This window comes from Pseudomonas synxantha (assembly GCF_900105675.1).
Lineage (GTDB): Bacteria > Pseudomonadota > Gammaproteobacteria > Pseudomonadales > Pseudomonadaceae > Aquipseudomonas > Aquipseudomonas synxantha.
In genome coordinates this window covers 3,315,799-3,335,947 of sequence record NZ_LT629786.1, presented here as the reverse complement: position 1 = coordinate 3,335,947, position 20,149 = coordinate 3,315,799, and the positions used below count along the sequence as shown (strand labels likewise).

Sequence of the window (20,149 nt, the reverse complement as noted above, 5' to 3'; positions counted from 1 at the left end):
CACGATGTCCATTGAATTGCGCGGCGGCGTGCGTGCCTGTGCCGTCGCCGGTGACACGGTGTTTGAACGCCAGGCCGGGCGTTTCCTGCCCGACCTGCGCAGTCGCCCGGTATGCCCCTTCGATATTCAGCAGAAAGCCCGGTTGGAGGAGGCCGATGGCCTGGACAGTGCCTTGGTGACCGTGGCCAGCGCGTGGCCGGACCCCTGGCTGGTGGCCGGTTACGCCTTGTCGTCTACCGACACACTGCGGGTGACCGTGGCCCACCGTCCAGGAGTCACTCAACCCACCGTCGCGGCACGCTCCCTGGCGACCCTGGACCGTTTGTCCCAGGGACGTGCGGCGGTGCATGTGGTGATCGGCTCCAGCGACGCCGATGTGCGCCGCGACGGTGATTTTGCCGACAAGGAGCAACGCTATCGGCGAGCCTTCGAATACCTGGATATCTTCACCCGCACCCTGGCCAGTTCCGAGCCCTTCGATTATGCGGGCGAGTTCTATCGGCTCGAGAACGCCGGCAGCGGCTTTTCGGCGGTGCAGCAGCCGCGTCCGCCCTTATCCATCGGTGGTTCGTCGGACAGTGCCCAGCAACTGGCGGTGCGCTTTGCCGACATCTACGCCGGCAGCTTCAGCAGCCCTGAGGCCACCTATCAGCTGAAAGTGAAACTGCAGGCATTGGCCGATGGGCGCCCCTTGAAGTTCTGGAAGCATTTCCAGGTGATTCTCGGCGAGACCGAACAGGCGGCGCGTGACACCGCGCGAAAGTGGCGTGAGGCAGCCCTGGGCTTGTTATTGGCGCGCCCCGCTGCGGAACTGAGTGCCTCACCTCAGTTGGCGCGGGACAACGAACGCGAGCTACTCGGGCAGTTGAGCCCGGCCAGGCGTCAGCAATGGGCGGTCGAAGTGGTCGAGCGCGCGTTCGCCGGCCTGCGGGTCGGGACGATCGACAAGGTCGCCTCGGACATCCTGGCGTTTCATCAGGCTGGCATCGATATTGTCCAATTGGAAGCCACCACCGAGAGTGCGCTCGATATTCAGTTGCGGCGCGAGTTGATCGAGCGCCTGAGGGCGGCCTCATGAGTGATACGTCCATCAGCCGGGCCGAACCGCTGGTCGAGCCACGCGCTTCTGAGTTCACACCGGTGACGCTGGGGGTGCTGCTGGCCTGTGTCATCGGCGTCATCGTTGGCCCCACCGGGTTGGTGATCAGCAGCTTCTCGTTGTTTATCGACCCCATCAGCGCCGAATTGCACTGGGACCGCAGCCACGTGGCATTGCTGGTGACCTGGCTGGGCTTGGCGGTGGCGCTGAGTAGCCCGTTCAAAGGCTGGGCTGTGGACCGTTGGGGCGCGCGGGCGCTGGTGTTGCCGCTTACGGCACTGCTGGCGGTGTGCATGGCGTGCACTGCCTGGGTACGGGCCGATTGGCAGTTGTATCTGTTGTTTTTGCTGATGGGTTTGCTGGCGCCGGGCAACATTCCCTATGCGCGAATTCTCGGCGGTTGGTTCAATCATCGACGGGGCGCCGCCTATGGGTTGCTGGGCCTGGGTTTCGGTGTCGGTGGTCCGCTGGCGTTGTATGCTGGCAACCTGTGTATCGAGGCGTTTGGATGGCGCACCACCTATTTGATCTACGGCCTGCTTGAGGGGCTGGTGGCCTTGCCCCTGTTGTGGTGGCTGTTTCGCGAGCGGCCTGTGGTGGTGTCTGCATCCAGCCGGCGGCGCCCGACCGAGGGCAGCACACCGCGCCAAGCCTGGGCGGGGATAACGTTCTGGTTGATTCTGGCAAATTTGCTGCTGGGGGTGTTTGCGGTCACTGGGGTGATCATCCATGGCGTGCCCTTACTGGTGGAGAAGGGCCTGACACGCTCAGACGCCGTAGACGTGCTGTCGGCGTTGTGGCTGGGCATGATCGTGTCGCAACCGCTGCTGGGGCTTGCACTGGACCGCTACAACAGCCCCCGGGTGGCGCTGCCATTTGCATTGCTGGCGGTGTTGGGCATGCTGGTGTTGATTCAGGCCGGCCAGCACGGCTGGCTGTGGGCCGCGGTGTTCCTGATCGGCCTTGGTGCTGGCGGTGAAACCGGCACTACCCAGTATTTTCTGACGCGGTATTTTGGCTTGCGCCACTTCAGCGTGATCTATGGTTCGGTGCAGCCGTTTACATTTGCCATCGCGATCAGCCTGGGCACCTATGTGTTGGGCGTGATGTATGACCGCTCGGGCGGCTACGGCTTATCGAGTCAGGTGCTGCTGGCGGCCTTCTCGGTGGCTACCGTATTGCTGTTGGGCCTGGGCCGTTATCGTTACACCGCCACCGGTTTATCAAACAAGGGAGCAACACCGCCATGAGTAAGGCATTGGAAGCCGCAAGCGAGCGCGACCGCCTGGCGCCCGGTGTATGGTTACTGGCAGTCCTGGCGTTTGTGGTCGGCACCGTTGAATTGGTGGTGGCGGGGATTCTCGATCAGCTCGCCCAGACATTCGGCGTCACCCAGGGGCAAGCCGGCTTGTTGATGAGCCTCTATGCGCTGGTCTATGCGTTGGCCGGTCCGGTATTGATCTACCTCAGCGCCAGGGTGTCCAGGCGACGCCTGTTGCTGGTGGCGCTGCTGGTGTTTGTGCTAGCCAACCTGGCCGGGGCAGCGGCGGGGACGTTCATGCTGTTGCTGCTCAGCCGGCTCCTGGTGGCGGCCAGTGCCTCGGTCACCGTGGTGGTCGCCATCACCGTCGCTGTGGCGCTGGTGCCGGCCAATCGCAGCGGGCAGGCCATCGGCCTGGTGTTCGCCGGCATCGTGGCGTCGTTGGTGCTGGGGGTGCCCCTGGGCACGCTGATTGGCGAGTACTGGGGTTGGCGCAGCCTGTTCCTGCTGCTGGCGGGCGTGGCGTTGCTCAGTGTGCCGCTGGTGTCACAGTGGCTGCCGGATATTCCCGGCGCACCCGGCATAGCGCCGTCCCGGCAATGGGCGGAGCTGGTGCGGGCCAAGGTCTTTCTCGCCCATGGGGCGGCGCTGTTGCAAATGACCGGGCAATTCACGCTTTACACCTACATCGTGCCGTTTCTGGTGCGCAGCATGGGCCTGTCGAAAACCGTGATCAGCCTGGTGCTGCTGGTCTACGGTATCGGTGGCATCGTGGGCGCGGTGCTGGGCGGACGCGCGGCGGACCGGTGGCCCGGGCCACGCACGTTCGTGGTGTTTCTGCTGTTGCATGCCCTGGCGATGAGCCTGTTGCCCCTTGCGACGATTTCCCTGCTGACGCTGCTGGTGGCGGTGGTGACCTGGTGCATTTTCAACATGGCGCCGGGCCCCGCGATCCAGAAGTACCTGGTGCAACTCAACCCCGAAACCGCAGCCGTGCAGATCAGCCTCAACACCAGTGCAATCCAGTTGGGCGTGGCCCTGGGGGCGTTCCTCGGTGCCGGTGTGGTGGATCATTTTTCCGTTCAACTGCTGCCGTGGCTGGGAGCGGCCCTGGTACTCGGCGGTGCCGGGTGCGGCTGGTGGTCGGCACGGCTGCCCAAAACACAGGAAAACGACTGACCGTCGAGAGAACTTCAACCTGGCAAGCTCACTACCGTCGTATCCGTTGGCGTGGGGTGTCTCAAGTGACTGAATGCATATGGATAGCCCTTCACCTTTCAAGAGCACGCTGATTGCTCAACTGTTCCAGCAGAACTACGGCTGGTTGTGCCGGCGCTTGTCGCGCCACACCGGTTGCAGCCACAGCGCCGAGGACTTGGCGGCGGAGGCCTTTCTGCAGGTTTGGTTGCTGCCGGATCCAGCGGCGATTCGTTCGCCCAGGGCGCTGCTGGCGACCATTGCCCAGCGTCTGATGTACGAGACCTGGCGGCGCAAGGATCTGGAGCGCGCCTACCTGCAGGTACTGGCGGAGGCGCCGGATCAGGTCCACCCTTCGCCCCATGAACAGTGGATGCTCATCGAAAGCCTGCAAGCCATCGACCGCCTGCTCGACGGCCTCTCGGGGCAAGCCAAGACGGTGTTCGTGCTCAGTCAACTGGAGGGCCTGACCTACCTGCAGATCAGTGAACGTGTGGGGTTGTCTCAGGCGCGCATTCATCAGTTGATGAAAGAGGCGTTGCGCTGCTGCTACCGGGGGCTGGCCGAATGAGCACGGACGAGCGCGACGACCCGGTGCTGGAAGAGGCGATTGAATGGATGGCGCGAATTCAGTCCGGCGCGTTTGACAGCCAGCAGCAACGCGCCCTGGAGCGGTGGCGTGGGCAATCACCACGCCATGCCCAGGTGTTCGATCAGTTGCTCAAAGGGCTGGAGGCCGTTCAAGCCTCTCCCTGGCGCGGGCGTACCAGCACGCCTTTACTACGTGCCCTGGAGCAGCCTTCCAGTCGAAGGCGATTTATCGGCAATAGCCTCGGCGTGCTCGGGGTTGCCCTGGGCGCCGGGCTGTTCGGACGCTGGTTGCAATCGGGCATGGGGCTGCCTGGTGAGTGGGCGACCGGTACCGGCGAGCGACGACACTGGCAGCTGGACGACGGCAGCCGCTTGGAACTCAACGCCCGCAGCCGCGTATTGCCGCGCTTTTTCGACCAGCAGCGGGCGTTGGTCTTGCGCAAGGGCACGCTGCTGCTGGACATCGTCGAGAACACTGTTTCGTCCTTCGAGATCGCGACGGCGGTCGGGGTCGTGCATAGCCAGGCGGGGCGGTTGCAGGTAGGAGAAGAGGGGGCGGGTATCCGTCTGCTGACCTTGCAAGGCGATGTGCTCCTGCGTTTACCCAATGGCGAGAACGTGGCGGTGCCCGGCGCCCATTCCCTGCTGTTCGATGCCCATGGCGTGCTGTCAGAGGCATCGCTGCAACCGGGCGAAGGCTCCTGGGCCAGCGGTTGGCTTGAAGTCAATGACAAGCCGTTGAGTTGGGTCGCGGAGGCGTTCAGGCCTTATCTGCCCGGTGTGGTCATGCTCGACGACAAGGCTGCGAAAATTCGCGTCAACGGCCTGTTCCCGCTGGACGATATGCCCATCTCCCTTGAGATGCTGGAGCGCAGCCTGCCAGTGGCGGTCAGCCGGTATAGCGATTATTGGGTCAGTATTACTGCCTCATAGCAACCCACTTAGGTTGCCTTGGTGGTGAATGCTGGCCCGAGGTGATCTTCATAGGTTCGCACTGGGCACACACTGCTCCAGAGGCAATGCCACTCCGCGCGGAATGACGGCATAACCTTATAAAAAAACAGTCTCGATCGGCGCTAAACAATCCTGGGGGCAATTGCACACATAGGAACGTGCATCCCTCAGGTAAATCGATAATGACCATAAAACGTTTGTCTCGCGTGCCTCGCAGCTCAATGATCTGGGCGGTGGGGCTCACCTGCCTAGTGTCGGCGCCGCCGCTTTGGGCCGAGCCTGTCGCCGTGGCCGGCAAGGTCCAGGCCCTGGCTTTTGATATTCCTGGCGCAAGCCTATCCCAGGTGCTGTTGAGCATTGTCCGGCAGAGTCGTACGCCGATCTCGTTTGACCAGACGCAGGTCGAGGGGTTGTCGGCGCCGGCGATCAAGGGCTCGTTGAGTGTTGATCAGGCGCTGGAGCAAGCATTGCGCGGCAGTGGCTTGGGGTTTAGCCGCAACAATGGCGTACTGACGTTGCACCCCGTAGCGTCCGCGCCGGCAGCATCCGTTGTGCCGCGTGCGCCGACGTCGACGGGCACGCTGGCGACGGTAGTGGTGACCGGCACTCGCCAGACCAATGTGAAAGCCAGCGAGAGCCTGAGCCCCATCGACGTGGTGAGCAGCGAGCAACTGCAGAGCAGCGGGGCGACTGACCTGCGCGACATGCTGGTCAAGTTGCTGCCCGCGCTGACTCGACAGGCGCAGCCGTTCAATGCCTCAGCCTTGACCCATACCCAGTCGTTGCGCGGCCTGAGCCCAGACCATGTGCTGGTCCTGGTCAACGGCAAACGTCGCCACGAGACGGCCAACCTGAACATCAGTGGTGGTTTGCAAAAAGGCTCGACGGGCGTCGACCTGGACACCATTCCCGTTAGCGCCATCGAGCGCATCGAGGTGCTGCGAGACGGGGCGTCCGCACAGTACGGCTCGGACGCCATCGCCGGGGTGATCAATATCATCCTCAAGTCTGCCGACCATGGGGCGCTGTTCAACACTGATATCGGGCAGTACGGCGCCGGTGACGGGCTGTCCCAGGGCTCGGGCATCAACGGCGGGCTGGCGTTCGGCGAGAGCGGTTTTCTTAACCTGAGTGCCGAATACCGGGAGCAGGAGCGTACCGTCAGGAGTGGTATCGATAACCGCACGGGCCATCGCGACAACATTTCCATCGGTGACCCTGCCTTCCATCGCCAGTCGATGGCATACAACAGCGGCTATGGTTTTGACGATGACGTCGAGCTGTATAGCTTTGGGACCTACACCAGCCGAAAGGGCTCGTCGGCGGCAAACTATCGCCTGGGTTCGGTGGCTCCGACGATCTACCCGCAAGGCTTTACCCCGCGCCCCAATAATGACGAGGATGACTATTCGGCCGTCTTCGGCATCCGCGGTAACTCGTTATTCGATCAATGGCACTGGGACCTGAGCACCGCCTATGGCGCCGATAGGCCCGAAATCAGCATGACCCAATCGGTCAACGCGGCGCTCTATCGCAACACCGGCACCAGCCCCACCAGTTTCGACCTGGCTACGTATCGCAACACCCAGTGGACCAACAATTTTGACATCGGCCGCGCTTATGACGTCGGGTTCCTTGCCAAACCGTTGAATGTCGCGCTGGGCCTGGAGCAACGGCGGGAAACCTATCAGATCAACGCCGGCGATCCGGCTTCGTACGACCTGGGCGGAGCTGAGGGGCTGGCCGGGCTCTCACCGCTGAGTGCGGGCAAATGGTCGCGTGATGTGCTGGCGTCCTACATCGATCTGTCGTCGTCGATCACCGAGAAATGGCAGGTGGACGTTGCCGGCCGCTACGAGCATTTCAGCGAGTTTGGCAGCACGACCAATGGCAAATTATCCACCCGCTATGACTTCACGCCGGCGGTGGCAGTGCGCGCCAGTGTGAGCAGTGGCTTTCGCGCGCCCTCTCTGGTGCAGGAACACTATACCGGGCTGAGCGTGGGGCCGGACATCGCCCTCGGGCTGCTGGCGGCCAATTCACCGGCCGCCAAATTGTTGGGGGCTAAGGACCTGAAACCGGAGAAGTCCACCAATTTCAACCTCGGGTTGGTGCTGACCCCGCGGGACGATGTGAGCCTGAACATCGATGCCTACCAGATCCGCATTCGTGACCGTATCGTCGACAGCGGCACCTATTCGGGTACCGAGGCGATCGATGCGTTGACGCTGGCCGGTATCTCGTTGCCCGCGGGCCTGGACACGGTCAGTACGCACTACCTGGCCAATGGTGCCGACACCCTCACGCGTGGGGTCGATATCACAGGGCATTACCTCACGTCCCTTGGCGCTTATGGCGCGATTGACTGGGAAGCATCGGCCAACTTCAATCGCACCAAAGTAGAAAAGAACCACCAGGGCGCCAACGGTGACGTGCTGCTCAATGCCCAGCAGATTGCCTGGTTGACATCTTCCACGCCGCGCAGCCAAGTGTCGTTGGGCAGTACCTGGAGCCTAGATAACCTTGACGTGAGCCTGCGTCTGACACGCTACGGCAAGACTACCTCGGAGCTCGACTACACCGTTGGGCCTAACGCCTGGTCCCCTACGGTGTTCAATCACTTTGTTAACAGCCCGAAATACATCACCGATGTCGCCGTGCGATACGCGGTAAATCGCAACCTGCAACTGAGTGCGGGCGCCGACAACGTGCTGGACGTACGCCCCGACAAGCTGCCGGCCGCGAGTACTACTTACGGCGATGTGTTGCGTTACGACACCTACGGCTCACAGATCGGTTTCAACGGTGCGTTCTACTACGTGAAGGCGCGGTATCAGTTCTGATACTCAACGGATAGTGGCTGATGGGATACGACTATGGCCCTTGAAACTCAAAAGGGCGGCCACGCGGAGTATTCTCCGGCCGCCCTCGGTGTGCTGCTGGCTTCGGTGATCGCCATCATGCTTGGCCCCACCGGCATCCTGCTCACTACGTTCAGTTTGTTCATCGCGCCGATGAGCCTCGAATTCAGCTGGGACCGCGCCCAGGTCGTGTTGCTGGTGACGCTGTTCGGTCTGGCGGTGGCGCTGAGCAGCCCGGTCAAAGGCTGGCTGATCGACCGCTGGGGGGCCAGGCGGTTGATGCTCGTAAGCACCGCGTTGCTGGCACCACTGCTGATGGGGTTGGCGATCATCGAAGAAGTCTGGCAGCTACGCGGTTTGTTTTTGCTGCTGGGTATCGTTGCACCGGGGAATATGCCCTACGGCAAGATTTTGGGCGGTTGGTTTGTGCAGCGACGTGGCATGGCCTATGGATTGTTGGGGCTGGGATTTGGCATCGGCGGTCCGTTCGGGTTGTGGGTGGGCCATGTGTGCATCGAGGCATGGGGGTGGCGTACCACTTACTTAGTGTATGGCGTTCTGGAGGGCGGGGTGGCGTTGCCATTGTTATGGTGGTTGTTTCGCGAGCGTGCAGTCCCCGCCGTCCAGCAAGCCGCGCCTGCGGTGGAGCCGGGCATGTCCGAGTTCGAAGCCTGGCGAACGCCAACGTTCTGGTTGCTGCTGATCAACCAAGTGCTGACGGTATTTGTGGTGTCGGGCGTGATGACGCACGGGGTACCAATGCTCATAGAACGTGAACTGACTCGGGGTCAGGCTGCTACGGTGCTGTCGGCGTTGTCGATCGGCATGGTGGTGTCCCAGCCACTGATGGGGGGCTTGATGGACCGCTTCCAGACGCCCAGGGTCGCGCTACCCTTTGCGTTGATCGCCGTACTCGGCATGCTGATATTCGAGTCTGCGAACGGCTTTGCCGGCTTGTGGCTCTCGATATTCTTGATCGGCCTGGGTGGCGGTGGCGAAAGTGGTACGACCAAATACTTCATCGCACGCTACTTCGGTTTGCGTCGTTTCAGTGTGATCTATGGGGCGGTGCAGCCGTTCACGTTTGCCCTTTCGATCAGCCTCGGTGCCTGGCTGATTGGCGCGCTGTATGACCAGACCGGCTCTTATGTGTTGGCTGAGTGGACGTTGCTTGGTGCGTTTCTGCTGGCGACGTTAATCCTGCTGGGATTTCGACCTTATCCAAGCTACTCCGAGGCGCAGAAGTTGAGCGGCGCGCCATCAGAGCCAGCAGCCACGAGACTGGGCCAATCTATCTAAGGAGTATGTGAAGATGTTAAACCATGCATGTCTTGTTATCCGTCGAGCTTTTACCCTACTTTTTATATTGGGCAGGGGAGGTCGTTTGGATGCGACACTGTACAGTATTTGCAACGGGCTTTCCCGGCATAGGGGCCAGCGGCTTTGACCATTGACTGTAATGGGATTGGTGTTTGAGAGCGGTGAGATCTTCAGTGGTGGTATCGCGATGGTCATAGTCGGATTCATCTTCATATTTTTTGATCTTTTTGATTACTCTCCGGACGGGCAGGGTGCCGAAGAAAACCGTGTCGATACTGCCTGTCGAGAGTCTAATTTTTTCGCCCGAATCACCGCTAGAAACTAAACCCTCGACGACATTGCTGGCCTATCTCTTTGGGGTGACTAAAGCAGGCGGTAAGCTGTGGCTGTTGCGCTACTACTGGAAAGGGGGGCGGACGCGCATGTCCTTCGGTACCTAATCCGAAGTCCGCCTGAAACGCGTCAAACTCTATCCGTTCGATCATTATGAAATTGAACAAATATTATATATGTGTTTTATTTGTCCCGTTGGGAGGGGTGACCGTCAGGCTTCTCCTATTCGTTCAGGTCTGCGCACACAGATTGGGCAGGCGATCTTTATCCATGCGTATGAGGTTTTCAGATGTCCGGCTCTCTGTATGACATTCCCCTGAAGCAGATTGATGGCTCTGACACGAGCTTGGGCGACTACCAAGGTAAAGTGCTGCTGGTGGTCAACGTTGCCTCCAAATGTGGCCTGACGCCGCAGTATGAGGGGCTGGAAAAACTCTATCAAAGCAAGCGCGCCGAAGGCCTGGAGGTGTTGGGTTTCCCTGCCAACAATTTCAAGGAACAGGAGCCCGGTAGCGAAGAAGAGATCAAGGCGTTCTGTTCCCTGACTTACGGCGTGCAGTTTCCGCTGTTTTCAAAGGTGTCGGTGACCGGCGCTGACCAGCATCCACTTTATGCCCAACTGACGGCCGCGCAACCCGCCGCGACCGGCGAAGGACCGTTCCGCGAGCGCCTCAAGGGGTACGGTGTCACCTCGGACGACACCACCCAGGTGCTGTGGAACTTCGAGAAATTCCTGGTTGGTCGTTCGGGAAAGGTCGTGGCTCGCTTCGCCCCGGATGTCGCTGCCGATGATCCTCGATTGCTGTCTGCGATAGACGCACAGTTAGCCCTGACGGCCTGAACCCACGCGTCTGATACACGGGCTGCAATGCAGGATCGAGCATCAATGTTGACAGTGAACAACATCGTCGCGCTTCGCGCCCACACCGCGCGCGCGCGCGGCGTGCAGAAATCTATTGCCCTGGTGGCGACCATGGGCAACCTGCACGAGGGGCACATCGAGCTGATTCGCAGGGCCAGGCAATGCGCCGACTATGTAGTGGCGAGCATTTTCGTCAACCCCTTGCAGTTCGGTCCCAACGAGGATTTCGCTACGTATCCGCGCACCCTGGAGGCTGATCGGCAAAAGCTCGAGGATGCAGGCTGCGATCTGCTGTTCTGTCCGTCGGTTGAAGCAATGTACCCCAATGGCCAAGCGGCCCAGGCGCGTATCAGCGTGCCGGGTGTGTCGTGGGGGCTCTGTGGTGGGTCCCGTCCTGGGCACTTCGATGGGATGGCGACCATTGTCTGCAAGCTGCTGAATATGGTTCAGCCCGACAGCGCGTTGTTTGGCGAAAAGGACTATCAGCAGTTGGCGGTGATTCGCGCCATGGTCAGTGGTCTGGATATGCCGGTCAGGATTATTGCTGTGCCGACCTGTCGTGCGAGTGATGGGTTGGCCCTGTCGTCGCGTAACGGTTATCTGACGGAACAGGAACGCAGGCAGGCGCCGCTGCTGTATGGCTACCTGCAGCGGGTCGCAGCCGCCATCGAGAGTGCCGGGCATGTCGACCCGCACCTGATGGATGACTTTGCCCAACGCATTTGCCAAGCCGGTTTTGAGCTTGAGTACCTTGAAGTGCGCAATGCATTCAACCTGAGCCCCAGGCTTGAAGACGCTACTCGGTTGGCCGTGTTACTGGCCGCGCGGCTGGGGAAAACGCGCCTGATCGATAATGTGACGGTGGAGTTGGTCGATAACGCCTGAAGCTGCCTCGTGACTAACGGCTGAGCTGCTCGCAATAATTGAACAGTTATAGTCATAGTGTGCTCATTTATTTTTATTGTTCCATATTCAGAATTATAATCTAGATGTGGAATTTCATCGGGTCGTCGTAGAGTTGAGCCATGGAATTGTCAGGCAGCTTCGCTGCCAACCACCGTGAGCAAAAAACAACACCTGAAGGTGCCCGATGAGCCATGCCGTGCTTCAAGGAATTCGCGTTATCAGCCTGTGTTCCGGCATTGCCGGCTCAGCGGCTGGCCTGCAACTGAGTGAGGCCGGAGCGCAGGTGATAATGGTCGAGCCAGTTGTTAACCCGGCCCGAGACCAGCCTGTGCTGTTTGCGGTACTCAACCGGGGCAAACGCAGCGTCGTTCTCGACCTCGAAGCGGCTGTCGGCCTTGAACAGCTGCAACAACTGCTCAGCGATGCGGATGTGTTGCTGCATGACTTCACGCCGGACGTGGCAAAGGCCCACGGTCTGGCGGACGCCTTACTCACGGCGGCGTTTCCCCGCTTGGTGATTTCATCCATCAGCGGCTGGCCCCGGCGTCACGCGCTGGCAAACGCCTTGTCGCGGGAAACCTTGATATTGGCGCGTCTGGGGTTGCTGGACGAGCAGCCCGGTCACCGATCTGGCCCGGTGTTCGTGCGCATACCCTTTGCCAACTGGCTGGCGGGCTGGCTCTGTGTCGTCGGGGTGATGGCGCGCCTGCTTGCCCGCGACCGTGATGGCCGGGGCGGGCTCGCCCACACCAGCCTGGCGCAAGCCGCACTAGTACCGATGACCATGCATTGGAGCCGCGCACAAACGCCTACCCCGGCGTTTGCCAAAGGCCTGGACAAACACATTCCCATTCCCCTGCATCAATGCGCCGACGGTCGCTGGCTGCATGTGCACTATTCACCGGACAAGGCACCGTGGATGGCTACCGCGCTCGCCGCGTTGGGAGAGGTCGAGGTAGCCCGGCTGAACGCGCTGTGGCCACCCAGTCATGTAGCACCGAACTTCGGTGCGAACAAGGCCGTGATCGCCACGCGCCCTGCACAGGATTGGGTCGAGCACTTCTGGCAGCACGATGTGGCAGCGCAAATCGCGGCGCCGTTTGGCGATATTTATTTCGACGAGCAAGCCCGTCTCAATGGCTACGTGGTGCAGGTCGAGGATGAGCAGTTAGGCACGACTTGGCAGCCTGGACGCGCCTGGCAAGTGCAGCCCCTACCGCCCATCGGTACTGGTGCGCCACGGGCCAACGAAGCCGGGGCCGGGCTACCCGAATTCCCTGCGCTCGCCCCTATAGCGCTAGCCGCTGAGGGGGCGGCACCATTGCCGCCACTGCACGGCTTGAAGGTACTCGACCTGGGCGCTTATCTGGCTGGACCGTTTGCCTGCATGTTATTGGCCGACCTCGGGGCCGAAGTGATCAAGGTCGAGGCGCCCAAGGGCGACGCCATGCGACGCCTGGAACGCGTATTCAGCGGTACCCAGCGCGGCAAGCTGGGTGTGGCGCTGCAATTGGGCGATACGCACACCCGGCCGGCGGTGGAGGCGCTGGTGCGCTGGGCGGATGTGGTCCACCACAACATGCGCCTGCCGGCAGCGCGCAAGCTCAAGGTCGATTACGCCTCGCTCAAGACGATCAACCCGCAGTTGCTGTATTGCCACGTCAGCGCCTATGGACCCACCGGGCCGCGTGCCGACTGGCCGGGGTTTGATCAATTGATGCAAGCCGCGTGCGGCTGGGAGGTCGCGCAGGGCGGCGAGGGGCAGGCACCCATGTGGCTGCGCTTTGGCGTCGGGGATTTCTTCGCCGGCCTGTCCTCGCTGTACGCCTTGCTGCTGGGGCTGTATCAACGCAATCGCAGTGGCACCGGGCAAATGGTCAACGCCTCTTTACTGGGTGCCACGTTGCTCACCATGAGTGAAGTGGTGGTACGTGCAGACGGCAGCCTCACACCGTTCGAACCGATGGACGGGCAACAGACCGGCCTGGCGGACAACCATCGCTTATACCTCTGCCGCGATGCATGGATCGCCGTCGCGGCCCTGACCCCTGATGAAGTGCAGCGTTTTCACGCGCTGGTGGGCGATGCGCCTCACGACTGGTGCGACCGCCAACCGCGTGATGCGGCATTGGCGGCACTGGCAGAGGCGCAGGTGCCCGCCGAAGCGGTGCTGGAGGCACAGCGCGAGGCTTTTCTCGACAACCCCGAGCACGCCGCGGCCGGCCTGCACGCTCACACTGACCACGCGGAGTATGGCCAGCTGCAACAGATCGGCGAGTTCTGGGACTTCGGTGACCTGCCCCTGGCGTTGTCGCGTCCGCCGCCGGCGCTGGGCCAACACACGCGGCAAGTCCTGCAGGGGCTGGGTTTTGCCGATGACGAACTGCAGCGATTGGCCGCCGATGGCTGGTTGACGCTGCAGCAACCCTGACGATTTCTCGACACGCAGCACAAGGAATTTCCATGGACGAGTTGGACTTCAACGACAAAACCGTGCTGGTGGTGGGCGGCTCCAGCGGTATAGGCAACAGCATCGCGCAGAACTTTCGCCGACGCGGAGCCCAGGTGCACGTGTGGGGTACGCGGGCGAATGCCGCCGCCTACGCGGACTCGGCGGATTCGGACCTCGAAGGCTTGCACTACGCCCGGGTCAACGTGGCCGATGCCGACCTGATCGAAGCGACCCGGGTGCCGTTTGCGCGGCTGGATGTGCTGGTACTGGCCCAGGGCACGGTGCTCTATGACCGCCAGGAGTTTCTCACCGAAGGCTTCAAGCATGTGCTGGATGTCAACCTCACCAGCGTGATGGTCTGCGCGCAGAAATTTTACCCGCTGCTCAAGGACGCAAAGGGCGCGTTGATCGTTGTCAGCTCGGCGGCGGCGTTCCATTCCACCCGGGGTAACCCAGCCTATAACGCCTCCAAGACCGGCGCTTTCGGCCTTACGCGCACCCTGGCCGAAGCGTGGGCGCGGGACGGTATCCGGGTCAACGGCATTGCGCCTGGCCTGGTGGAGACCAAGCTGACCCAGGTCACCACCGCCAACCCCAAACGCCTTGAAAGCGCGTTGCGCGGCATCCCTCTGGGGCGCCTGGGCACACCGCAGGACATGGCCAATGTGGCGCTGTTCCTGGCCTCGCCCCTGGCGGGCTACCTGCTGGGCCAGACCCTGTTGGTCGACGGCGGCATGCTGCTGGCCTGATCACTTATTGCTAGGAGAGACACCATGGCCTGGGACTTCCAGACAGACCCCGAGATTCAAGCTGAACTGGACTGGATCGAGCAGTTCGTGCGTGAAGAGGTCGAGCCCCTCGACCATGTGTTGGGCAGCCCATGGAATATCCATGACCCGCTGTTCCAGCAACTGGTCAAGCCGTTGCAGGCGCGGGTCAAGGCGCGCAAGTTGTGGGCCTGCCACCTGGGGCCAGAGCTGGGCGGTGCGGGCTATGGCCAGGTGCGGCTGGCGCTGATCAATGAAATTCTCGGGCGTTCGCTGTTCGGCCCCATCGTGTTCGGTTGCCAGGCACCGGACTCGGGCAACAGTGAAATCCTTGCGCATTTCGGCACGCCGCAGCAAAAGCAGTGTTACCTGCAACCGCTGCTTGCGGGGGATATCGTGTCCTGCTTCGCCATGACCGAACCCCAGGGCGGCGCCGACCCTGCGGTCTTCACCACCGACGCGGTGCGCGAGGGCGATGACTGGTTGCTCAACGGCCAGAAGTGGTTCGCCTCCAACGCGCGCTACGCGGCGTTCTACATCGTGATGGCGGTCACCGACAAAAGTGTCTCGGTGTACAACGGCATGTCGATGTTTATCGTGCCCGCCGATACGCCAGGGGTGAGCATCATCCGCAACGTCGGCATCGCCGATGACCCGGCGGCCACCCATGCCTACCTGTCTTTCGACAATGTGCGTGTACCCGCCAGCGCCATGCTCGGCGCGCCGGGGCAGGCGTTTGTGGTGGCCCAGGTGCGCCTGGGCGGCGGCCGGGTGCACCACGCCATGCGCGTGATCGGCCAGGCCCAGAAGGCCCTGGATGCGTTGTGCGAACGCGCCTTGTCGCGCAAAACCCAGGGCAGTCGCCTGGCCGACAAGCAACTCGTCCAGGAAAAGATCGCCGACTCCTGGATCGAGCTTGAGCAATTCCGCTTGCTGGTGATGCGCACCGCCTGGCGAATCGACCAGTACCAGGATTACCAACGGGTGCGCAAAGACATCGCCGCCGTCAAGGCCGCCATGCCCAAGGTGCTGCATGACATTGCCGCACGCGCCTTGCATGTGCACGGTTCGCTGGGGGTCAGCGACGAAATGCCGTTTACCGGCTACATCGTTCGCTCATTCCAGATGGGGCTGGCGGATGGGCCTACCGAGGTGCACAAAATCACCGTCGCCAAACAGCTGCTGCGCGACTACCACGCCTGTGACGAGGTGTTCCCCGCCTACCATCGGCCGACCGCTGCCGCCCGTGCCAGGGAAAAATATGCCGACGTATTGGCACACTTCGACGAGCCGCAGGCATGAACGACTGGCAGGCGTTGGTCGAGCCGGATCGCCTGGCGCGCTGGATGGATGACTGCGGCCTGGAGCACGGTCCGATCGAGGCTGCGCGGGTCCTGGCCGGCGGTACGCAAAACCTGCTGCTGCACTTTCGCCGTGGTGCGCGTGAGTTCGTGTTGCGCTGCCCATCGCGGGAACTGCGCGAGGTCGGCAACACCACCATCAAGCGCGAGGCCCGGCTGCTGCAGGCGTTGGCGGGTTCAGCGGTGCCGCATGCCGGGCTGATTGCTGCGTGCGATAACCCGGATGTGCTGGGGGCGAGTTTCTACCTGATGGAGCCGGTGCAAGGCTTCAACCCCAACAACGTCGCTGGCCTGCCGCCCCTGCAGGCCAGCGACCCCCAGCTGCGTCGGCGTATGGGGCTGGCCATGGTGGACGCGCTGCTGCGCCTGGGCGAAGTCGATTACCACGCGGTCGGGCTGGCGGATTTTGGCCGCCCCGCAGGTTTCCGTCAGCGTCAGGTGGCACGGTGGCTGGCGCACCTCGACAGCGTCAAGGGTTATGCCGATTGGCCGGGCGCCAGCGAGTTGCCTGGCCTGGATCGGGTGGCAGCGTGGCTCAACGCACACTGCCCGCAACAGTTTGAGGCCGGCATCCTGCATGGCGACTTTCACCTCTCCAATGTGATGTTCCGCCACGACAGTGCCGAGCTGGCGGCCGTGGTCGATTGGGAGTTGGCCACCGTTGGCGACCCCTTGCTCGACCTGGCTTGGCTGGTGGTTACCTGGCCCGACGCCGATGGTTTCGGCGCCGGCACGATTGAGGTGCACCCCTGGGCGGGCTTTTGCAGCACGGATGAGCTGGTCGCCCACTACCGCGCCGGCAGCTCGCGCTCGCTGGCCGACTTCACCTGGTACCTGGTATTGGCCGGGTTCAAGCTCGGCATCTTTCTGGAAGTCAGTTATGCCCGTGCCTGCGCCGGCAAGGCGCCGATGGCCACTGGCGAAAAACACCATGCTTCGGCGTTACGCTTGTTGGCGACGGCGTTGCAGCGCATCGATCAATAACCCGCACCCCACGAGGAACCGCTCATGCAACTGGCAGGCAAACGCATCATCGTCACGGGGGGCGGCCGAGGTATCGGCGCCGCCATGGTCCAGGCCTTCGTTGATGAAGGCGCCCATGTGGTCAGCCTCGATCTCGGCCAATCGGCAGACCTTGCGGGGGCCGATGGCGGTTGGTCGACAAGCCGCACCTGCGATATCGCCGACCGGCACTCGGTGGATGCCGCCTTCGAGTGGGCCGACCAGCAGCTGGACGGGCTTGACGTACTGATGCACGCAGCCGGGATCGCCCCCAATGCGCGTGCCGAGGCGATCAGCCTGGATGAATGGGAGCAGGTCTTTGCGGTGAATACCCGTGGCACCTTCCTCACCAACCGCGCGGCCTATGAACGGCTCAAGCATGCAGGCGGGCGCATCATCAATTTTGCCTCGGCCGCCGGCGTGGTCGGCCAGCCCGGCAAGGCTCACTACGCGGCGAGCAAAGGTGCGGTACTGGCCTGGACCCGCACCGTGGCCCGCGAGTGGGGCCCGCTCGGTATCACGGTCAACGCGATTGCCCCGGCAATGTGGACGCCGATGTACGAGGCAACCCGCGCCAGCATGAGTGGCGAGCAGTTGGCGCAGCATGACGCGTTCATGGCCGGGCAGTTGCCATTGGGCGGCCGCCTGGGTGACCCCGCCCGCGATCTCGCGCCGGTGCTGGTGTTCCTGGCGGGGGAGGGCTCGCGTTTTGTCACCGGGCAGACCCTGATGATCGATGGCGGGATGGTGATGCTCAGTTGAAGGTGATCAATGGTTGCGGATCAACTGCAGGAACTCCTGGCGCGTGTTGAACGACTCGCGAAACGCACCCAGCATCACCGACGTGGTCATCACCGAGTTTTGCTTCTCGACGCCGCGCATCATCATGCACATGTGCTTGGCTTCGATCACCACGGCCACCCCGGCGGCGCCAGTGACGTGGGCAATGCCCTCGGCGATTTGCCGGGTGAGGTTTTCCTGGATCTGCAAGCGGCGGGCATACATGTCGACAATGCGCGCCACCTTGGACAAACCGAGGACCTTGCCGGTGGGCATGTAGGCGACGTGGGCCTTGCCAATGAATGGCAGCAGGTGGTGCTCGCACAGGGAGTACAGCTCAATATCCCGCACGATCACCATCTCATCGTTATCCGATTCAAACAGCGCGTCGTTGACCACTTGCGCCAGGCTCTGCTGGTAGCCGTGACACAAATACTGCATGGCTTTCGCCGCGCGCTTGGGGGTGTCCAGCAAGCCTTCGCGCCGCGGGTCTTCACCGATACCCTGGATAATCTCGCGGTAATGCCGGGCCAGTTCTTCGTTCATGGGTCGACCTTATTGTTTTGGGTTCAAGAAGTGCTTCAGGCCTGGGGTTGGCTCAACCCGCTCATCACCATGCGGCTGAACAGCGCCGCCAGGTTACCCAGCGGTGGCCGTCCTCCCACGGGGTAGCCGGCCACCACGCCGTCGAGCAGGGCGCGCATGCCGAGCGCGATGGTGCCGCATTCCCTGGCGGGCAGGGCACAGCGGCGCAGCAGGTCTTCCAGCAGATCGACATGGGTTTGGCGCAACAGCTTGATGCTGTGTTGCTGCTCGGGTGCCAGGCTGCGAAATTCCAGGCGGGCGAGGGTATGGCGCTGGTCGTGCAGGCAGTTGAACTGCAAATACAGGCGCACGTAGGCCTCCAGTTGCGGCAGGCCTTCGGCGCGGCGCACGAGGTCTTTGCACAGCAGCGCCAACAGCTCGCTTTCATGGTCCTGGATCAGCTCGAACAGTAATACCTGCTTGCTGTCGATGTGGTTGTACAGCGAGCCCACTTGCATGCCCATTGCCACCGCCAGTTGGCGCAGGCTGACCGCCTGGAAACCCTGCTCGGCGAACAGCTCCTGTGCCACCTGGCGCAACAACTGACGGGTGCTCACGTCATCGTCGGTTTCGCCAGGCCATGGCGATGCGGGCACGGCGGCCAGGCGCCCGCCGCTCATGGCCGTTCTACCGCAAGGGCCACACCCATGCCGCCACCAATGCACAAGGTGGCCAGGCCTTTTTTCACATCGCGCCGGCGCATTTCATGCAGCAGCGTCACCAGCACCCGGCAACCCGAAGCACCGATGGGATGGCCTAGCGCAATGGCGCCGCCGTTGACATTCACCTTGTCGCTGTCCCAACCCAGCGCCTTGCCAACGGCCAGTGACTGCGCGGCGAAGGCTTCATTGGCTTCGATCAGGTCCAGGTCAGCCAACTGCCAACCGGCCTTGGCCAGGCATTTTTCGGTGGCCGACACCGGCCCGATCCCCATGATCGCCGGGTCGACACCGCTGCTGGCATATGCCTTGATGGTGGCCAGCACCGGCACACCCAGGGCCTGGGCCTTGCTCGCGCTCATCAGCAGCACCGCCGCCGCGCCATCGTTGATCGCCGAGGCGTTGCCTGCCGTGACGCTGCCATCCGCCTTGAAGGCCGGCTTGAGCTTGGCCAGGCTGTCCGCCGTGGTGTGCTCGCGGGGTTGTTCATCCTTCGCAAACAGCAGCGGCTCGCCTTTGCGCTGGGGCACGGCCACCGGGGTGATCTGCTCGGTAAAATACCCGGCCTCGAGGGCTGCGCTGGCGCGTTGCTGCGAACGCAGGGCGTAACTGTCTTGTTGCTCGCGAGTCAGCTGGAAGCGGTCGACCAGGTTCTCGGCGGTGATGCCCATGTGGTAGTCGTTGAACGCGTCCAGCAGGCCATCCTGCAGCAGCGAGTCGGCCAGTTGCGCGTGGCCCAGGCGCAGGCCGGTGCGCGCCTTGGCCAGGGTGTAGGGCGCCAGGCTCATGTTTTCCATACCGCCGGCGATCACCACGTCGGCGTCGCCACAGCGGATCGCCTGGACGGCCAGGCTGACGGTCTTGAGGCCCGAGCCGCAGAGCTTGTTGACGGTCATCGCCGCCACGCCGAATGGCAGGCCGGCATTCAACGCCGCCTGGCGTGCCGGGTTCTGGCCGCAGCCTGCGGTGAGGACCTGGCCGAGGATCACCTCGTCCACCAGCGCGGCATCGATGCCGGACGTTTTCAGCAGTGCCCGGATCACAATGCTGCCCAGCTCCACGGCAGGCGTGTTGGCCAGTGCCCCTTGAAAGGTCCCGATGGCGGTGCGGGTGGCCGCGACTATGACGACATCTTGCATGGCGCTCTCCAAAAATATGA

Annotated in this window: 17 protein-coding genes; 14 read left to right on the top strand and 3 right to left on the bottom strand. The window is 62.4% G+C overall.

Translation table 11 applies throughout. From position 1 onward, the window contains the following. Positions 1-4 precede the first annotated feature (4 nt). The 14 genes from BLU48_RS15430 (at position 5) to BLU48_RS15360 (ending at position 17,728) form a co-directional block, all read left to right on the top strand. Positions 5-1,078, top strand: coding sequence for an LLM class flavin-dependent oxidoreductase (locus BLU48_RS15430; protein ID WP_057023665.1), 1,074 nt, complete (start codon positions 5-7; stop codon positions 1,076-1,078). Then, a complete protein-coding gene (locus tag BLU48_RS15425; RefSeq protein WP_057023666.1) occupies positions 1,075-2,349 on the top strand; it encodes an MFS transporter in 1,275 nt (424 codons plus the stop codon). Before BLU48_RS15430 ends, BLU48_RS15425 begins: the two co-directional genes overlap by 4 nt. Beyond that, the gene (locus tag BLU48_RS15420) at positions 2,346-3,539 is read left to right on the top strand and encodes an MFS transporter (protein WP_057023667.1); all 1,194 of its coding nucleotides are present in this window, start codon (positions 2,346-2,348) and stop codon (positions 3,537-3,539) included. Before BLU48_RS15425 ends, BLU48_RS15420 begins: the two co-directional genes overlap by 4 nt. 79 nt (positions 3,540-3,618) lie before the next feature. Further along, a complete protein-coding gene (locus BLU48_RS15415) occupies positions 3,619-4,128 on the top strand; it encodes a sigma-70 family RNA polymerase sigma factor (RefSeq protein WP_057023668.1) in 510 nt (169 codons plus the stop codon). Continuing rightward, a complete protein-coding gene (locus BLU48_RS15410) occupies positions 4,125-5,081 on the top strand; it encodes a FecR family protein (protein WP_057023669.1) in 957 nt (318 codons plus the stop codon). The genes BLU48_RS15415 and BLU48_RS15410 overlap by 4 nt, the downstream gene beginning before the upstream one ends. 203 nt (positions 5,082-5,284) lie before the next feature. Then, positions 5,285-7,945: a TonB-dependent receptor gene (locus BLU48_RS15405; protein ID WP_057023670.1), complete on the top strand. Its 2,661-nt coding sequence runs from the start codon at positions 5,285-5,287 to the stop codon at positions 7,943-7,945. Between the two features lie 33 nt (positions 7,946-7,978). Beyond that, on the top strand, positions 7,979-9,262 hold the full coding sequence (locus BLU48_RS15400; protein ID WP_057023671.1) for an MFS transporter: 1,284 nt from the start codon (positions 7,979-7,981) through the stop codon (positions 9,260-9,262). A 643-nt stretch (positions 9,263-9,905) separates the two neighbouring features. Then, on the top strand, positions 9,906-10,457 hold the full coding sequence (locus BLU48_RS15390) for a glutathione peroxidase (RefSeq protein WP_057023673.1): 552 nt from the start codon (positions 9,906-9,908) through the stop codon (positions 10,455-10,457). Positions 10,458-10,502: 45 nt separating this feature from the next. Beyond that, positions 10,503-11,363: a pantoate--beta-alanine ligase gene (gene panC / locus BLU48_RS15385; protein WP_057023674.1), complete on the top strand. Its 861-nt coding sequence runs from the start codon at positions 10,503-10,505 to the stop codon at positions 11,361-11,363. Positions 11,364-11,580: 217 nt separating this feature from the next. Next, positions 11,581-13,815 carry a CoA transferase gene (locus BLU48_RS15380; protein ID WP_231989051.1) on the top strand — a complete coding sequence of 745 codons (2,235 nt, stop codon included), beginning with the start codon at positions 11,581-11,583 and terminating at the stop codon, positions 13,813-13,815. 32 nt (positions 13,816-13,847) lie between these two features. After that, the gene (locus tag BLU48_RS15375; protein ID WP_057023676.1) at positions 13,848-14,585 is read left to right on the top strand and encodes an SDR family NAD(P)-dependent oxidoreductase; all 738 of its coding nucleotides are present in this window, start codon (positions 13,848-13,850) and stop codon (positions 14,583-14,585) included. 24 nt (positions 14,586-14,609) lie between these two features. After that, on the top strand, positions 14,610-15,905 hold the full coding sequence (locus BLU48_RS15370) for an acyl-CoA dehydrogenase family protein (RefSeq protein WP_057023677.1): 1,296 nt from the start codon (positions 14,610-14,612) through the stop codon (positions 15,903-15,905). Beyond that, a complete protein-coding gene (locus tag BLU48_RS15365; RefSeq protein WP_057023678.1) occupies positions 15,902-16,948 on the top strand; it encodes a phosphotransferase family protein in 1,047 nt (348 codons plus the stop codon). The genes BLU48_RS15370 and BLU48_RS15365 overlap by 4 nt, the downstream gene beginning before the upstream one ends. Before the next feature lie 24 nt (positions 16,949-16,972). Next, the gene (locus BLU48_RS15360) at positions 16,973-17,728 is read left to right on the top strand and encodes an SDR family NAD(P)-dependent oxidoreductase (protein ID WP_057023679.1); all 756 of its coding nucleotides are present in this window, start codon (positions 16,973-16,975) and stop codon (positions 17,726-17,728) included. 6 nt (positions 17,729-17,734) lie between these two features. Here the strand turns inward: BLU48_RS15360 and folE are convergent, their stop codons facing one another. Genes folE through BLU48_RS15345 form a run of 3 tightly spaced genes read right to left on the bottom strand, consistent with a single transcriptional unit; the run spans position 17,735 to position 20,129 of the window. After that, positions 17,735-18,292 (bottom strand): GTP cyclohydrolase I FolE, encoded by a 558-nt coding sequence (folE, locus tag BLU48_RS15355; protein ID WP_057023680.1) that lies wholly within the window; start codon positions 18,290-18,292, stop codon positions 17,735-17,737. A gap of 35 nt (positions 18,293-18,327) precedes the next feature. After that, on the bottom strand, positions 18,328-18,951 hold the full coding sequence (locus tag BLU48_RS15350) for a TetR/AcrR family transcriptional regulator (RefSeq protein WP_057023681.1): 624 nt from the start codon (positions 18,949-18,951) through the stop codon (positions 18,328-18,330). Beyond that, positions 18,948-20,129, bottom strand: coding sequence for an acetyl-CoA C-acetyltransferase (locus tag BLU48_RS15345; protein ID WP_057023682.1), 1,182 nt, complete (start codon positions 20,127-20,129; stop codon positions 18,948-18,950). The genes BLU48_RS15350 and BLU48_RS15345 overlap by 4 nt, the downstream gene beginning before the upstream one ends. Between the last annotated feature and the right edge of the window lie 20 nt (positions 20,130-20,149).